Origin of the sequence: Mucilaginibacter pocheonensis, from assembly GCF_031456535.1 — a bacterium.
Lineage (GTDB): Bacteria > Bacteroidota > Bacteroidia > Sphingobacteriales > Sphingobacteriaceae > Mucilaginibacter > Mucilaginibacter pocheonensis.
Map to the genome: position 1 here is coordinate 336857 of NZ_JAVDUU010000003.1, position 15152 is coordinate 352008.

At 40.0% G+C, this 15152-nt stretch carries 16 protein-coding genes; 9 read left to right on the forward strand and 7 right to left on the reverse strand.

Going from position 1 to position 15152, the window contains the following annotated elements:
- Nucleotides 1-9 precede the first annotated feature (9 nt).
- The gene (locus J2W55_RS14835) at nucleotides 10-1074 is read left to right on the forward strand and encodes a glycosyltransferase family 9 protein (RefSeq protein WP_310096999.1); all 1065 of its coding nucleotides are present in this window, start codon (nucleotides 10-12) and stop codon (nucleotides 1072-1074) included.
- Here J2W55_RS14835 and J2W55_RS14840 read toward each other — a convergent pair.
- Genes J2W55_RS14840 through J2W55_RS14850 form a run of 3 tightly spaced genes read right to left on the reverse strand, consistent with a single transcriptional unit; the run spans nucleotide 1067 to nucleotide 4743 of the window.
- Nucleotides 1067-2047 (reverse strand): glycosyltransferase family 9 protein, encoded by a 981-nt coding sequence (locus tag J2W55_RS14840; RefSeq protein ID WP_310097001.1) that lies wholly within the window; start codon nucleotides 2045-2047, stop codon nucleotides 1067-1069. The two genes, J2W55_RS14835 and J2W55_RS14840, sit on opposite strands and share 8 nt — an antisense overlap.
- A gap of 3 nt (nucleotides 2048-2050) precedes the next feature.
- Entirely contained in the window at nucleotides 2051-3028 is a 978-nt protein-coding gene (locus J2W55_RS14845) for a glycosyltransferase family 2 protein (protein ID WP_310097004.1), read from the reverse strand.
- The gene (locus J2W55_RS14850) at nucleotides 3025-4743 is read right to left on the reverse strand and encodes a carbamoyltransferase family protein (RefSeq protein ID WP_310097007.1); all 1719 of its coding nucleotides are present in this window, start codon (nucleotides 4741-4743) and stop codon (nucleotides 3025-3027) included. The genes J2W55_RS14845 and J2W55_RS14850 overlap by 4 nt, the downstream gene beginning before the upstream one ends.
- Before the next feature lie 391 nt (nucleotides 4744-5134).
- On the opposite strand from J2W55_RS14850, the gene J2W55_RS14855 reads away from it, so the two are divergent.
- A complete protein-coding gene (locus J2W55_RS14855; RefSeq protein WP_310097010.1) occupies nucleotides 5135-5737 on the forward strand; it encodes a DUF4142 domain-containing protein in 603 nt (200 codons plus the stop codon).
- Nucleotides 5738-5798: 61 nt separating this feature from the next.
- Here J2W55_RS14855 and J2W55_RS14860 read toward each other — a convergent pair whose 3' ends face one another.
- Together J2W55_RS14860 and J2W55_RS14865 are read right to left on the reverse strand one after the other, a co-directional pair.
- Complete coding sequence (locus J2W55_RS14860; RefSeq protein WP_310097013.1) at nucleotides 5799-6038, reverse strand: hypothetical protein; 240 nt, start codon at nucleotides 6036-6038, stop codon at nucleotides 5799-5801.
- A 148-nt stretch (nucleotides 6039-6186) separates the two neighbouring features.
- Nucleotides 6187-7677, reverse strand: coding sequence for an MFS transporter (locus J2W55_RS14865; RefSeq protein WP_310097016.1), 1491 nt, complete (start codon nucleotides 7675-7677; stop codon nucleotides 6187-6189).
- A gap of 159 nt (nucleotides 7678-7836) precedes the next feature.
- Between J2W55_RS14865 and J2W55_RS14870 the strand changes: the two genes are divergently transcribed.
- The 3 genes from J2W55_RS14870 (at nucleotide 7837) to J2W55_RS14880 (ending at nucleotide 8783) form a co-directional block, all read left to right on the forward strand.
- On the forward strand, nucleotides 7837-7995 hold the full coding sequence (locus tag J2W55_RS14870; RefSeq protein ID WP_310097019.1) for a hypothetical protein: 159 nt from the start codon (nucleotides 7837-7839) through the stop codon (nucleotides 7993-7995).
- 34 nt (nucleotides 7996-8029) lie between these two features.
- A complete protein-coding gene (locus J2W55_RS14875; protein WP_310097022.1) occupies nucleotides 8030-8335 on the forward strand; it encodes a DUF3175 domain-containing protein in 306 nt (101 codons plus the stop codon).
- A 79-nt stretch (nucleotides 8336-8414) separates the two neighbouring features.
- Nucleotides 8415-8783 (forward strand): hypothetical protein, encoded by a 369-nt coding sequence (locus J2W55_RS14880; protein ID WP_310097025.1) that lies wholly within the window; start codon nucleotides 8415-8417, stop codon nucleotides 8781-8783.
- A gap of 118 nt (nucleotides 8784-8901) precedes the next feature.
- Here the strand turns inward: J2W55_RS14880 and J2W55_RS14885 are convergent, their stop codons facing one another.
- Nucleotides 8902-9435: a YciE/YciF ferroxidase family protein gene (locus J2W55_RS14885; RefSeq protein ID WP_310097027.1), complete on the reverse strand. Its 534-nt coding sequence runs from the start codon at nucleotides 9433-9435 to the stop codon at nucleotides 8902-8904.
- Between the two features lie 262 nt (nucleotides 9436-9697).
- Between J2W55_RS14885 and J2W55_RS14890 the strand changes: the two genes are divergently transcribed.
- The gene (locus J2W55_RS14890) at nucleotides 9698-10183 is read left to right on the forward strand and encodes a low affinity iron permease family protein (protein ID WP_310097030.1); all 486 of its coding nucleotides are present in this window, start codon (nucleotides 9698-9700) and stop codon (nucleotides 10181-10183) included.
- Nucleotides 10184-10298: 115 nt separating this feature from the next.
- Here J2W55_RS14890 and J2W55_RS14895 read toward each other — a convergent pair whose 3' ends face one another.
- Nucleotides 10299-10790 carry a DUF421 domain-containing protein gene (locus tag J2W55_RS14895; protein WP_310097032.1) on the reverse strand — a complete coding sequence of 164 codons (492 nt, stop codon included), beginning with the start codon at nucleotides 10788-10790 and terminating at the stop codon, nucleotides 10299-10301.
- 127 nt (nucleotides 10791-10917) lie between these two features.
- Between J2W55_RS14895 and J2W55_RS14900 the strand changes: the two genes are divergently transcribed.
- The 3 genes from J2W55_RS14900 (at nucleotide 10918) to J2W55_RS14910 (ending at nucleotide 15150) form a co-directional block, all read left to right on the forward strand.
- A complete protein-coding gene (locus J2W55_RS14900) occupies nucleotides 10918-11397 on the forward strand; it encodes a CinA family protein (RefSeq protein ID WP_310097035.1) in 480 nt (159 codons plus the stop codon).
- Between the two features lie 56 nt (nucleotides 11398-11453).
- The gene (locus J2W55_RS14905; RefSeq protein ID WP_310097039.1) at nucleotides 11454-11960 is read left to right on the forward strand and encodes a hypothetical protein; all 507 of its coding nucleotides are present in this window, start codon (nucleotides 11454-11456) and stop codon (nucleotides 11958-11960) included.
- Between the two features lie 358 nt (nucleotides 11961-12318).
- Complete coding sequence (locus J2W55_RS14910; protein WP_310097042.1) at nucleotides 12319-15150, forward strand: hypothetical protein; 2832 nt, start codon at nucleotides 12319-12321, stop codon at nucleotides 15148-15150.
- The last annotated feature ends 2 nt before the right edge of the window (nucleotides 15151-15152 follow it).

A 15152-nucleotide genomic window follows, 5' to 3' on the forward strand; every position in this document is an offset into this window, starting at 1 on the left:
CCTGATAATATGGGAGATCTGATTATGTCGGGGCCGGCAATTCGTGCATTAAAAGAGAGTTTTGATGCACGAATTACCGTGTTAACCTCATCAATGGCAGTCGGTATTGCCAAAAACATGCCCGAGATAGACGATGTAATTATATTTGACGTACCCTGGATTAAAACAAAATTAGTTCATAAAACCTATGTATTTAACGAAATTATTGAAGAGGTAAAGGGGCGTAAGTTTGATGCGGCTGTAATTTTTACCGTTTACAGCCAGAATCCTCTGCCATCTGCGATGATTGCCTACATGGCAGGGATACCTAAAAGATTGGCTTATTGCCGGGAAAACCCTTATCAATTGCTGACAGAATGGGTGCCAGACAAAGAACCTTACTCCATTATTAAACATCAGGTATGGCGGGATCTCAGCTTAGTTGCCACTGTTGGCGCATTCACAAAAAATGAAAGCCTCTTTTTACAACAAAATTATGAATTATGGGCGGTGGTTGAACAAAAGTTGGGTAGGATAGGGGTAGATATCGGAAAAAAATGGATGATATTGCATGCCGGAGTGAGTGAAGAAAAAAGGCAATTTGCTCTCGAAAAGTGGGTTTCTACGGGTAAAAAAATCATCGATGAGTTAGGTTACCAATTGATTTTAACAGGTTCTGTCACTGAAAAAGCTTTAACAGATCAATTGGAAAATGCGATAGGTACTGGCAGCTTTTCGGCCGGTGGTCTTTTTAATATTGATGAATTTGTTTTGTTGATTGGTAAAGCGCCAATTGTTTTATCAGTAAATACAGCAACCGCGCATATTGCGGCCGCGGTTGGTACTGCTGTTGTTGTATTGTATGCGTTGACTAATCCACAACACACGCCGTGGCGCTCTGTATGTAAAGTACTGCCATTTGATGTTCCGGAGGCCGCCCAAAGTAAGAACGAAGTAATCCGTTTTGTAAACGATAAATTATTTAACAAACCGGTTGAAATGCCAACAGAAGACAATATTATAGATGCTATGAAGGAATTGATAACCTTTGGTACGCATGTGTCAACCAGTGTAAAGCCAGGAGTTATTAGCTAAGTATTTGCATGGTTTTACGAAATACCATATCAAAATCTGGTCGGGCCAGCCAATTAATGGTATAATGCAGATCCGTGTTTATAGGTCCCCATCTTTCCGGTTCTCCATCCATGCTGATCACAATGCTTGGTGTTTTAAAGGCAGCCGCAATATGCGATACGCCTGTGCAGTTGGATATCAGTGCATAAGCATTTTTAATTAATATGCCTATTGCCCCCAGGCTGGTTTTTCCGGCTAAATTAACGGCCGGGCGTTTCATTTGACTGATAACGTTGTTTACAATATCAAGCTCTTGCTGGGTTCCTGTAATTATAACTTTAAAGCCGCACGAAGCACAATAATCTGCAAGTTTTGCAAAATGTGCTGTTGGCCATTGTCGCCATGCACCGCGTGAGCCGGGATGAACACAAATATATTTTTTTACCTCAGTTTGCACATCAAGTGCTTTATAATCATCCTCGTCCTCAACAGTAAGCGGAAATTCCAATTCATTTCCTTGTAAGGGAATCCCCAAAAAATTCATGAGTTGCAAATGCCTGTCAATTTCCGATCCATAGTCCGGGTACTCCATAAAGTAATCGCCATTGGGCGCATAATCGTCCTTCTTAAAATATCCTGCGGTAATTCTGGCACCCCATAGTTCGATCATCGGGTTCACTATTGATCCATTGCCTTGCATTTGTATGGCCAGGTCATATTGCCTTTCCTGAACGGTTGACAGGAAGCTTGTAAATTCTGCTGGATTTAACTGCTGCTCAGGTAAGCCCGGATAGCCTGGAAACCAAATAAAGTCGTCAAAATATTTAGAAAATCTTTTGGTGAATGAAGACGCCCAGGGCATGCCGGCCAGGGTGATCCTTGCATTAGGGTAGGCACATTTCAGTGCCCGTACGGCAGGCATAACACATAACATATCGCCTAACTGGAGGGCGCGGAAAATAATGATCGATTGAATATCGGCGGGTAATTTCATGTTTTAAATAAATAATACGCGGTATTTAACAGCTCCATACAATTGCCAAAAAATAGATAAAAAGGGTATAACTACTGAGGTGACGATCATTTCTGATATGTGTCTTGTTGTTTTTGCTGTGGCTGATAATCTTTTTTTTATAAAAGAGCCTGTGAACCCTGCCCAAATTAACCCTCCCACGGCGATTAATGGGATAGATGTTGCCACAAGCCCTGCAAATGCCAGCCCAGCGCCTCCAATCATGAAATAATATTGAAAAGGTGGCCTGGATTGTATTTTTTTTCGGTATAGCCAGGGATGTTTTTTATATAGCAAGGCATTGAACATGGTTTTTTTTTGGTCTTTAATGCTCACTCCCCATGGCGCTTTCCTAACCGGGTGCACAACCTGCGCAGTTTCAACCTTAATTATTTCGACACCCTCATTAATGAGTTTAAATTGCAGATCACTATCTTCCCGCCATGCCATAGTGAACCGCTCATCAAATCCTCCAATCATTTTTAACACACCTTTTGGACAGCAACAATTAGCGGTAATAAAATCAGCAAATTGAAGGCCCGATGTGTTTAGTTCATGATCAGTTGGCTGATTTGGCACCGGAACGGTGGTTTTACCTGTAAAAGCAACTTTATCTCCTGTTCTGTAGCTTTTTAGATAGGCCGACAACCAGTTTTTATCTGGAACGCAATCGTCATCAGTAAAAGCAACTAAATGCCCGCGGGCGTTTAGCCAGCCATAGTTACGCGCGGCGGCCGGTCCTTTTTTTGTGAATAAGCTAAAGTATTTGATATTTAAGGATCTTCGTCTTTTAATCCAGGTATTAAGCAGCCTTTCTGTTTTGCTATCAGGCCCATCGCTTACCACAATAATTTCATATTGGTCTTTATTTAATCTCTGCATAGCCAGGGCCTGCAGACACTTTTGCAGTAATATGGGCCTGTTGTAAGTTGGTATAACTACCGATATTTTTATATTGTTCATTTTTCAATTAAATATGATCCTATGACCAAAGCATCAAATGGTGATGTCCAGAAACACTCAATAGCATCCCTCGGCGAGCAGACTATCGGCTTGCTCAAAGTATTGAATGACGTATTGACTAACACAGGTACTCCTGTTTTTTGTTGAAAAGCCTTCAACAGGTCATAATAGGCAGGATGCTGGGCCCGGTTGATGGTTTGAATGCGTGCCGTGCCATCTACATGCCTTACAGCTGGAATCTTATCGGCCTTTTCGGGTTTAACATTATATACAAACAGCATAAAAGGGGAGTAACCCGCACCCTCAAACCAGTTGCCGGCTTCTTCTTCAAGCACCACCGGGGCAACCGGCCGAAAATCTTCGCGATCCTTTACCTCATTTAGTCTCTGCTGCATATCTGTACTAATTGGCGACGCCAGTATGGACCTGCTTCCTAACGCCCTTGGTCCATATTCCATGCGTCCCTGATACCAGCCTATTATTTTGTTTTTTACCAATATACCTGCGGTTTCCTCTGCTATATTCGTTAGCTTTTTATAGGGTATTTTAGCCCAATTGATAAATTTTTCAATTTCTTCGTCAGTATATTCAGGCCCCCAGTAGGCATGATCCATAATAAAATCCTTAACATCGCTTTTTCTTTGCCCCGTATCGATCCATAAGGCTGCTCCCAGGGCGGTACCATCATCGCCGGAGGCTGGTTGTACCCATATATTTTTAAATAATCCCTGCTGGCGGATACGACCGTTAAGTACGCAATTAAGCGCCACACCGCCGGCCATACAAAGGTTTTCTTCGCCGGTGACCGAATGCAGCCATTTGGTGATGTTTAAAACGGTTTCTTCAAGAACCAGTTGCAGGGAATGCGCTATATTAAAATGATGTGCTGTAAATTCCTCATGCCGCAGCCGGGGCGGGCCAAAGCGCTGTTCCAGGCGTCGATTACTAACGGTATATCGTCCATTATCTCCAAGCTGTATCATTTCCCTGAAATCATTGACGAATGCGGGTTTGCCGTATGATGCCAGCGCCATAACCTTATACTCATCTGATGAATGCAAAAAGCCTAAATGTGTTGTTACCTGCTCATATAGTAAACCCAGCGAATGGGGCATGTTTACCTGACCAATCCTCGTGAGCTGATTGCCGTTGCCTAAATTATAGGTAGTGGTGGCTTTTTCTCCGCGTCCGTCCATGGTTAATACCGCGGCCCGTGCAAATGGAGAGCAATGGAACGCGCTGGCAGCATGTGCAATGTGATGTTCAACAAAATGCCATTGAAAATCATTTACTGATGTACCTGTAAACCGCTTTTGCAGATGATGTGGATAACCATCAACCAACTGTAAGGGGGCATTCACTATTGAAGTCAAAAACAGAGGATCCCAGGGATTTTGCCAGTCGGCGTTTATGGTATCATCACCAGGTTCCAAAGGAATTTCTATCGAGGTACGACCAGTATATTTTTCACCTAAAAGAATATATGGATCAAATGAATATGCCACATGATCAACCTCACTTAAGTGAATGCCGGCCATTTTTAAACAGTAGTCGATAGCGTGAAAGGGTAATTCCCAGGTTGAAAAAGGAACGGGACGCTTACCATGTTTAAAATGTGTAAAGCGCTCTTCTTCTGTTGCGGCCAATAATTTTCCATCTTTTAATATACATGCAGCGGAGTCATGAAAAGCCGCATTTATTCCTAATACATACATAGATTCAGGTGCTTATAAAAGTTATTTGATATTATTCTGTTTTTTGTTGAAAAAGTTTTGTTGGTCATATAATTTAATAAGGCCGCATTTATATTTGAAATAACATGGGAAATAAATTATAGTTTTACGAAAAATAATTAATTAAAAAACATGTTGGCTTGGCATATCTTAGTTCTTTTTATTAAAACAATATTATTTGGAGGCTAAATGAGGGAGTTAAAAATAATATTTCGATTTATACCTAATCGCCTATACAGATAATATGAAACACAACATTTAATACTATTTGCAGCATGTATTGGTGACTTTGATAAGTTAACAATGAACAAAAACCAATTTCATTATCAGTTTGTTAATCAGTGGTATAACAAGTTTTTTAGAAAAATATATAATGATGAAAACATTAAATTTAATCATGTCGGTTGCTATAGCAGCCGGAGTGCTTCAAAGCTGTGGAGGAAACACTCAAAAGGACAGTAAAGCTTTTGCTGATAGTACTAATCAGGCTAAAGATTCGTCAAAGAACGATACCGCTACAACTTCTGCGGCTGGACTTACGGTAAGTAAAGAAAACTCAGAGTTTGCAGTGAATGCTGCCAATGGCGGAATGGCCGAAGTAGAGCTTGGTAAGCTGGCCCAGGAAAAAGGAACGAGCCAGGCGGTAAAAGACTTTGGCGGGATGATGGTTAACGATCATTCAAAGGCTAATGAAGAGCTAATGTCGCTGGCCAAAAACAAAAATATCACTTTGCCCGCCACTCTTGGTAAAGACGAACAAGAAGCAAAGGATAAATTAGCTGCCAAATCAGGTGCTGAGTTTGATAAGGCCTATGTAGAAAATATGTTAGAGGATCATAAAAAAGATATAAAAGAATTTGAAGACGCAGGTAAAAATTTAACAGACCCTGAATTAAAAGCGTTTGCCATTAAAACATTACCTACGTTAAAAATGCACCTTGCCGCTATTCAAAAGATCCATAACAAGGTAAAATAATATCCGTTTATTATATATTCTAAAAAGAGGTTGTTCTATATCAGAACAACCTCTTCATTGTTTACTGTCGCCCGCTTGGCTTAACATTTCCATTGGCGGTAGTATCACTTTTACCGTTCAATGAGTCTTTCCTTTGTTGGGTAATTGTTGCTGTATCTCTTATTGCCGGTCCCCCGGCTTTATTGCTGCTGGTTGTATCAACCGAGTTGTGAAGTTTAGTGTTACTATTGCGATTGCTGTCACAAGCGGTTACGCTAATTATTAGGGTGATTTCTATAGCTAATCTGGTTAATGTTTTCATAATTAATAAACCGCTCGATTTTCAATTTGTTTAATTTTTAATTTATAAAATATACTTTAACGATTTATTATATCAACAAGAAAAGGCATTAATATTATATTAGGATACTTTATTTAATAATAGCAAATCAAATATTGAGTTTCATTACCTAACTTACCTTATCTTGCTTGTTGCTAACCGGGTACCTTTTTTTTCTTATAATAGCTCTCAATTGGTCATGTATACTGATGATATTTCCCAGGAGGAAATACTCCTTTAAGTTGCTTTTGATTCTGGTACGCATGATCCTTTTTACAATATCCTTTTCCACTTCTCCGGTCTCCTTAATTCGGCCTAAAAATTCCAAAGCAAAAAGGGATAACAGGGCACTGATCAAAAACAGGAAATTCCACTCATGCAAAGCTATTAGCTTGAATACTTTATTAAAATGAGGGCTGATCCATTGTGCGGTGACTGACAAGCGTCGGTTAAGAAAAAAATCAGCAAGCAGGCCTCCGGTCATAGGCCCCAAAGACGAAAATAAAGCGGTAATGATATTATTAACGGACAGATACACAATTGCATTAGCCTTTGGCGCCAGTTTTAAACTGATATTAGTAAGCGATAGGTTGATACCTCCTGTAGCAATACCACTACCTACATGGATGATAAATAATAAGGCTAAATTGGCATAAAAATGGGAGTAAATGCCTACAAAACACCAGGCTATGATACATAAAATATAAAGCGGCGCACTGAGGGCAATGATGCTTTTATTGCTATATCGATCTGAAAAAATACCCCACATACGTAAAGTTAAAATGCTGGCGAGCTGGCTGATCATGGAAAGTGCTATAATATAGGAAATGGGTAATCCCATGTCTTTTATCATAAATACTGTAAAAAAAGGAGCTGCTATATTCAGCGCAAAAACCCACGCAGAATTAAAAATGAGTAACCTTCGGAAATTGGTATTTTTAAGTGGTTGCTTAAAAAGGGATAAAATATTGGCCTTGGATAAATAAGACTGCGGTTCCGGTGCTTTTGATAATACGTACCCGCCAATAATGCCAGCTACTCCGGCAATGGTAAAAAATATAGCGTAAGTAGTAAGCTCATATTGTTTATACCGGTTTTTTATAAAATCCACTAATATTGCCAGCAGAATACTTTGAACAACATTTAAAATTTGTGTGTACCTGGTACGGCGTGAAAAATAATCTCCCAGCATATTTTCGGGCACCATGTCTTTCATCCATGAATTCCAGCTGGGGCCGGCAATAGAACCAAAAAGATAATAAAAGAATAAAAAAAACAACAGTATATTGATTGATCCGCTGGAGAACCACCATATTTGGCAGCCAATAATAATGAGCGGAATCCTGGCCAGAAACGCGCAGTAAACTGCTATAGCCCGCCTGTTATTATATTTGCTAACCAACCATATGGAAAGGAGCTGAAAAATATTGGTAAACATTGGCAAAGCCGCCAACAAACCTATTTGCACGTTGTTGGCACCTAATAGCAAAGCCATAGCTGTAAGAAAAGCACCTCCTGTAAAAGAGGTCATGATTTCAGTTGTCAGGCCATCCCATATAACTATTTTTAAACCTTTTTGTATTTCCTTTTCTGTTAATACCTTTTGGGGTTTTAAGTTCATGGTACCTCCTCATTTATGCATTCCTAACCCTGTTTCAAGCTTAAAAGGATAAACCAATATTCATTTATTTAAAACTACGGCGACAGTCAGTTGTTTTAAATATTGTGCTATTAAATATTAATTAGTGTATATTTTATACATATTAAATAAATAAAAATAATGAATGTAATATTTCAAAAGAGTCAGAAGGTGATCACCCCCAATGGCGAAGGCATAGTTGAGGATATTTTAGGAGAACGGGTAACCGTAAAGCTGGAATCGGGCGAAATAAAAACATATAACGCTGATGAACTGGAGGATGACGCCGACCAGGGATAAATAAAACAGAATTTTAACACTTAATTATATTCATATGGCCACAAAAACAAAAAAAGGTAAAGGCACTGGAAAATGGTCGGCCAGGGTGACAAAAGAAAGTGATGCACTTGATCTGAAAAACGGCATTTTTAAGTCTAAAAACCCGGAAGAAATTGCGAGATCTCTTAAAAACTCTGCCGAAGAAAGTGACAGGCGAAAAACCACGCCTTTTCAAAGCGCAATGTCTATGCTCAATTTTTATGAGAACAGGGCAGGCAGAAATTTAACAAAAAGACAGCGCGCTCCCCTGGAAAAGGCAAAGAACAAGCTCCGGAAATTATTTGGGAAAAAAGAAAAATAATAGCAACCGGTTTATTGATTTAGACAGGACGCGGAATAATGGCATACCCATTGTTAAATATTAATATTACAACTTAATTATGAAAGTATTTAAAAATGTAGCAAATGTGCTGATAATAACCATGTTTCTTGGTGTTACTACTCCTACAGTCGCACAAACAGTTAAAGATACCTCAACCACAAAAGCCAATGGCGCAGGAGCAGGAAATGGCTCCAGCCAGGGAGCTCCCGGCGCGGCTACGGTTTCAGGAACCGGTACCGGTACCTTACAGGATTCTGGAAGCACAAGTACTGGCGATACGGGTACGAAAGCAGCGTCGGCAATCGATAGCCCAAAAGTAAATAACCAGGCATCAGAAGAAGGCCATGGTCTTTGGGGTTTGCTGGGTTTAATTGGTTTATTAGGCCTTTTAGGCCTACGCAGAAATAATGATACCAAAGCGAGTTAAGCAATTTTGGAAATCATTATTTAACTCGTGGTTTTTAACTTTCCAGTTATTAGAACTTAAGAAGGCTTAAGAAGGGATCAGGAGGACCTTGATCAGGCCCGTCCTGATATTAATTTACTTATTTAGTTTCGCTTGCGGCACTTTCGTTTACAATATTCTCTGCCAGGTTTGTCAACAGCTCATCAGTATTTTTTTCTTCTGTTAAGGTTTGATTCAACAGTTCCTGTGCATCAGTATAACCTAATACTCCAGCCAGTGTTTTTAAAGTGCCATATGAGGCGATTTCATAATGCTCACATTTTTGAGCCGCAGATATTAGAGCAGCATCGCGAACCTCGGTTCCAGCGTCAGTGCTTTCAATCAGTTCTTCCGCCTCTTTAGCTAAGCCAGCCATAGCCTCGCACTTTTTGGCAGTCGCCTTTTCACCTATGGATTCAAATACCTGCTCTAAACGGCTAATATGGCCTTCGGTTTCTGTAAGGTGAGTATCAAAGGCACCTTTTAACTCCGTAGCGGTAGCTGACTTTGATAATTTCTTAAGGCTTTTTACTAATTGTTTTTCGGCCCAAAGCATGTCTTTTAATTCGTCTGTAAATAATTCTTTTAAAGCGCTGTTCCCCTGAACAGGATTCTTTTTTGTTGATGTTGCCATATTTGTATAGATGTTTATATCCTGAAGAATACAAACTCTTTGCCAATCGCCGGCAATAGCCAGGGACTTTGCCAGGACCTTTAAAGGTGTAGAGTTTTAAAGGCAGTTCGCATAAATCACACTACATTAATAATTACTTTTTTTTAGTTTGTAATTAAATAAATAGCAATTTAATTTTATAAATTAACTTGTAGGATTTTTTTTTAAATAGAATAAAACTTTTGCACTCGTCTTGTGTAGTTTATCCAGAGTATGAACCCTTATGAGAAAGAAAAAAAATTTGTTCGAAAAGTTTGCTGACTGGGCCACTTTGGCAACCGGCAGTTCAACTGCTTTTATTATTGCCATGTCCGTAATTATAATTTGGGGTGTTACCGGCCCAATATTCAATTATTCTGATACTTGGCAACTCGTCATAAATACCGGTACTACTATTGTAACTTTCCTGATGGTATTTCTGATCCAGAAATCACAGAATAAAGATTCGAAAGCCGTTCATATGAAACTGAACGAATTGATAGCCTCACACCAGGGCACCAGTAACCGGATGGTTAATATTGAAAGCCTTGGCGAAGAGGATCTGGATCGTTTACATCAGTTTTATACTGAACTGGCGCAGTTGGCTGAAAAAGAAGGTGACATTACGCGCACCCACTCAATTGACGCCGCTGAAGAAAACCATTTGGTAAAACAGACCGGCTTTAAAACCAGAAAATCTTATACTCCGGCAAAAAAGAAACAAAGCTGATTATCAGTATAAACCCAGTGGATATGTCATTGGAGACACCGGCTAAAAAGGATTAAGAAAAGATGTTTTATAGGACAGCTTGAAATTAATAACATGTTTACTTATAAGTAACTGATTAGTTATTTTTTTTGATAGCGGTGATCTCACCATTGCGTTCTATATAAACTTTGTCGATGTTTTCCAGGTCCTCGGTCAACGCGGATTTCCGGATACCCTGCATAACATCTTCCTGGCAAACCAGCGCTCTTTTTAAATGAGTGGATATAAACCGGCCGTTTTCATATAAAACGATCTTATCACCTTCTATAATTCGACCAAACATTTTGTAACGTGCAATAAGCCAACCCAAAAGCCTGTGTAGTGCAACTACCACAAAGCAAGTAACTACGACAGGTACAAATGCAGAGGCACCTACAATTGCCCGGCTTAAAATTGCGCCAAGGGATATGGAAATGATATTATCAAGTGGCGTGCGGATGCCAAATGAGCGCCGGCCTGATATCCGAATGAGTATCAGGGCTATTATAAAAACAACAATTCCCCTGCAGCTCATTTGCAAGGTATTCAGATCTTTACCCTGCCCGAAAATGGTTATAATTAATTCCATGGGTTTTATGTTAATATTTTGGTAATAATTAATTAACAAATAATAAACTTTAGTGTTTAAGTAAGACGTAGCATTACAATAAAACCTTTATTTGAACTAATTTGTTAAGTGCATAAATCGGATAACTATGCCATCAGACCTGTTAATTGCTTGTCATCAATTATTAAAAGAAAAAAAACTCACCATTGCATTTGCTGAAAGTGCCACAGCGGGTCGCTTATCTGCAGAACTATCATTAATTCCAGAATGCGGCGATATTTTGAAAGGCGGAATTGTTTGCTATGATGCCTGTATTAAGCAAGACATATTGGGAGTGCCGCAGGAAATAGTAGAAGAATACACACCGGAATCGGCCGAAGTTACTAAGGAATTAGCAGAGCGGCTAAGTCATTTCATGAAAGCCGATATACAGGTGGCTGTAACCGGGCTCACTATGCCGGGCGGCAGCGAAACAAAAGAAAAACCTGTAGGAACCATATTTATTCACTTATTAATTAAAAATAAGGCTATAGCTGTGCGCGATGTTTTCTCCGGCACAGCCGAGGAAATAGTTCTTCAAACCGTTGATCGGGTAGCCAGCTTGCTGATTGACGAGCTAAAGCTTTAGCCTATCGGTTGATGATGAAATTTAGATAGTGTTTAATATTGTAATAGTTGTTTGCCATGAATAAAACCAAAAAAATTACAATTGCCGGGATAACCGGTACAGCTTTCATGACCTTATTTAGTTACATAGTTTCTATGGTAAAAAAGGAAGATTTTAGTGAGCCGGAACACCTGGCCACCATGCTGCACCGCCTGGTACCCGGCACTTCTAAAAAATTCAACCAAATTGCGGGGTGGAATGCGCATTTCGCAGTAGGCCTGTTGTTTGCAACCGCATACGTGGAATTATGGGAAGCGGGGAAAATTAAACCATCTGTCAAAAACGCGGTGCTCCTGGGGGCAGTGAGTGGTTTATTGGCTGTTGCAGTATGGAAGCTGACGTTTAAGATGCATCCGCTACCACCATGGATCAATTATAATAAATATTATATACAGCTTGTGCCGGCGCATGTTGTTTTCGCATTATTTGCAACCCTCGCATACCGGCTGTGGCAAAACCAGGACGCGGATGTTCATAAAGCCACTTTACATAAGCCGGTATTTAATATGGCTCCGGGAGCTTAGGCAATATCAATGCGGTAAACAGGCTATACTGTATGCGTTTGTCTGATGGATTCAACATTGCAAATCAAAAACCTTGTTCGTCTTAACAGGCTGCCTGTATCCGTTATTATATCCCGGTACTTTATTTTTCCGGAAGAATCGCCCTTGTATAAAATGTTTGTTACGATATAGCATACAAACTCTCTCATGATTGAAAATTTGATAACGGCTTCCGGAATTTCCAACCTCAATATTAGAAATTTTAAGCGTTAAACATCCTTTTAAGTGTTGTTTTGCCGCATCTATAAAAAATACCATGCTTGGTTAAGATCGTCCATTTATTACTCTTTTTCTGTATCTTTAGTCTATTCGCATTATTATGTTCCGACGCTTACAAAATTGGGTAAACCGGCATTTTCAATCTTTTTTTTCACTACTGTTAACCTGCCTTTTGGTTGCCGGCAGCTTAACGCTGAAGGATAACTACCTGGTTGTAACTAAGTATACACCGTCGGGCATAATCAATTGGGAGATAAATACAACTAATGCCAGGAGAGATTCCATTTTAAAAGAATGGCAAGCCGGATTCAAAAAAAATCAGATCTATACCAGTAAGGCAACTTATTCTAAAACAATAACGGGGATCGATGCTGTGATGTTTCAAAACACAGTTGATTATATCTTTATCGGAATATATGTTAGCCTCCTGCTTATTTTAATTATAAGGATAGGGTGCCAAAAAGCAAATCCCCGGCGCCGGGTTATTTCACAACGCACAATTTTGATTTTTGGGGCTTTGGCCATTTTGGCTGGTCTTTTAGATGTTTTTGAAAATTTAACAACCTACCGAGCCCTTTTACACTTTAAGGTAAAGGAACCATTGCCCAACGCCTGGGTTATCGGCATTCCCGCGCACCTCAAGTACTTGCTGATAACTATTGTAATTTGTAAACTTTTATACGAGTCTTTTAAATTAGGCAAACCCAGGTTTTGGCTCGAATATATATCGGCATGGCTGGGACGATTGCTTACTTACTCCTGGCGGTTCCGTATCGTATTGATTACACTGCTCATCTTTTTTCTCGGACTTTTCATCAGCGGACAAATACAGGACATGCTGCTATCAATTAATACCTCCAGATGGGCCAGTTTTTATTTTTTGGTGATAACCACCTTACTGGCTTTAATGTGCTGGCATTTACCCAAAGCCATTGATAACTCTCTTAAAATAAGTTACAAAAGCTTTTTTATGGGGCCAACTGACTTTGATAATATGCGCTTACCTGCGGGTGCAAGGCCATCTATTAAAGTAGATACCGGGCGGTTGCTGGGCGCTGCAGGTTTTTTAATACCGGCTACCGGCATTTTGCACACCATGAACGCTTATAACATCGACTATATGCTTAACGGTATTTCTCCATTGGTTCTCCTGATGGCTTCGATGATCTTTTATAAGATATTATTGCGGTACCGTTGGATCGAAAAGCTTTATAAATCAGACACTAAGGTAATTCAATGGCGCTTTTGGCTGAGTATGGTCTTATTGATTTTTCCAATAGTCTTTTGGGGAGGCATTTCTGGTAAGCAAAACCGCGAGCCTTATTTTCTTGCCTATTTGTCGCTTGATCTGTTTTTTTTGTCGGCTATGTTTATGATCACTGCTACTTTGCGCACCAGCGTTCCGGCCATCAAAAAATGGCATATAGCACCCTGGGTCACCTTCAGCGGACTTTTTGCTATGATCTTTTTCATCTTATGTAATTTCCCATCATTTTTAAATGAAATAACCAGTGATAATCGCTTTTATACTATGCCCATAGTATTGTGTGCCGGCGCCGGTTTTTTATTGTTTTTTTCCTTTTTGCTTTTTGCGGGTAAAAAAACTGGTGTCAGCCTTATTACGTTTTTGTTATTATTCACGGTTTACCGCTCGGTAAGTACTATTACCAATTATCACGAAGCATTTATCCAAAAGCAAGAGAACTATCATAAATCTCTTGACTCATTAAATAACTATACCGAGCAATGGCTAATCAGCCGCAAGCCAGACATTGAGGCTTTTGTGAAAAAGCACCCCGGTACACCTTATCCTGTTTTTTTTGTGAATGCTTATGGCGGAGGATTGCGGGCTACAGCATGGACAACTATGGTTATAGGTACGCTTGATAGTTTACTACGGCGTAATAATAATATGAGCGACTTTCAACACTATGTTTTTTCTTATTCAGGTGCATCTGGCGGTACTATTGGCTTGTCCCTGCTTTGTAGCGCCCGATATCAATACCGGCAAAACACAAGCGCTGATACAGTTTTTTATCCTCTTAATTCGCTTAAAATTTACCACAACGATTATCTTACTTCAAATATCGTTGCTTTTTTAGGAAGGGATATGCTGGCATCTTCATTGGGAATAGCGCCATGGGCAGACCGTGCAAGATTAATGGAGCAGGATTGGGAAAGAAATACTTATCCCCATAACCTGGATATGAGTGTTACAATAAGCAAAATGTGGAAAGGGAAAAACTATGAGGTGCCTTTACTTTTTGCCAATACTTTTGACGTGGATAGCGGGAAAAAAGGTATAACAGCGCCTGTATTATTGGATAGCCTGGATTTTCCGTCAACCATATTCCCTGAAGAGGAAATAGAGGATCCGGGTGATCTGCGCCTGAGCACCGCGGCTTTTTTGAGCGCTAGGTTTCCTTATGTAAGCCCTACAGCTAAGTTAAATGGCAAGCATCACTTTACCGATGGGGGTACCTGGGATAATTCGGGCGCGGAAACCTCATTGCAAGTATTGAATGTGTTTGAAAGGGTACGCAATAAGATGATCAAAGCAGATCCTGTATTTAGTTATGTACAACCTCAGTTCCTGGCGCTCCCTAACTCGGCGCAACGCACCGAGCCAACCGGTAAGCCTAAAAATCTGTTTGAGCCGCTGGCCCCTCCGGTAGGAATATTGAACAGCCGGATTGGTTATATGAAGAAATCGGAGGATTGGAACTATTCTCTTTCCCGGATAAAGCATTATGGATTTCATCTTTTTCGCCCAATGGCTGAGCAGGTACCCGATACGCGCATATGGCCGGTATTACCGCTGGGATGGCAAATTTCAGATTATGCAATGACCAGGATGCGGGTCAGTGTACAAGGAGATACGTCTGCCATAAACAAAATAATGGCATGTTTTGGTATTTCCCCTAAACGATAGCT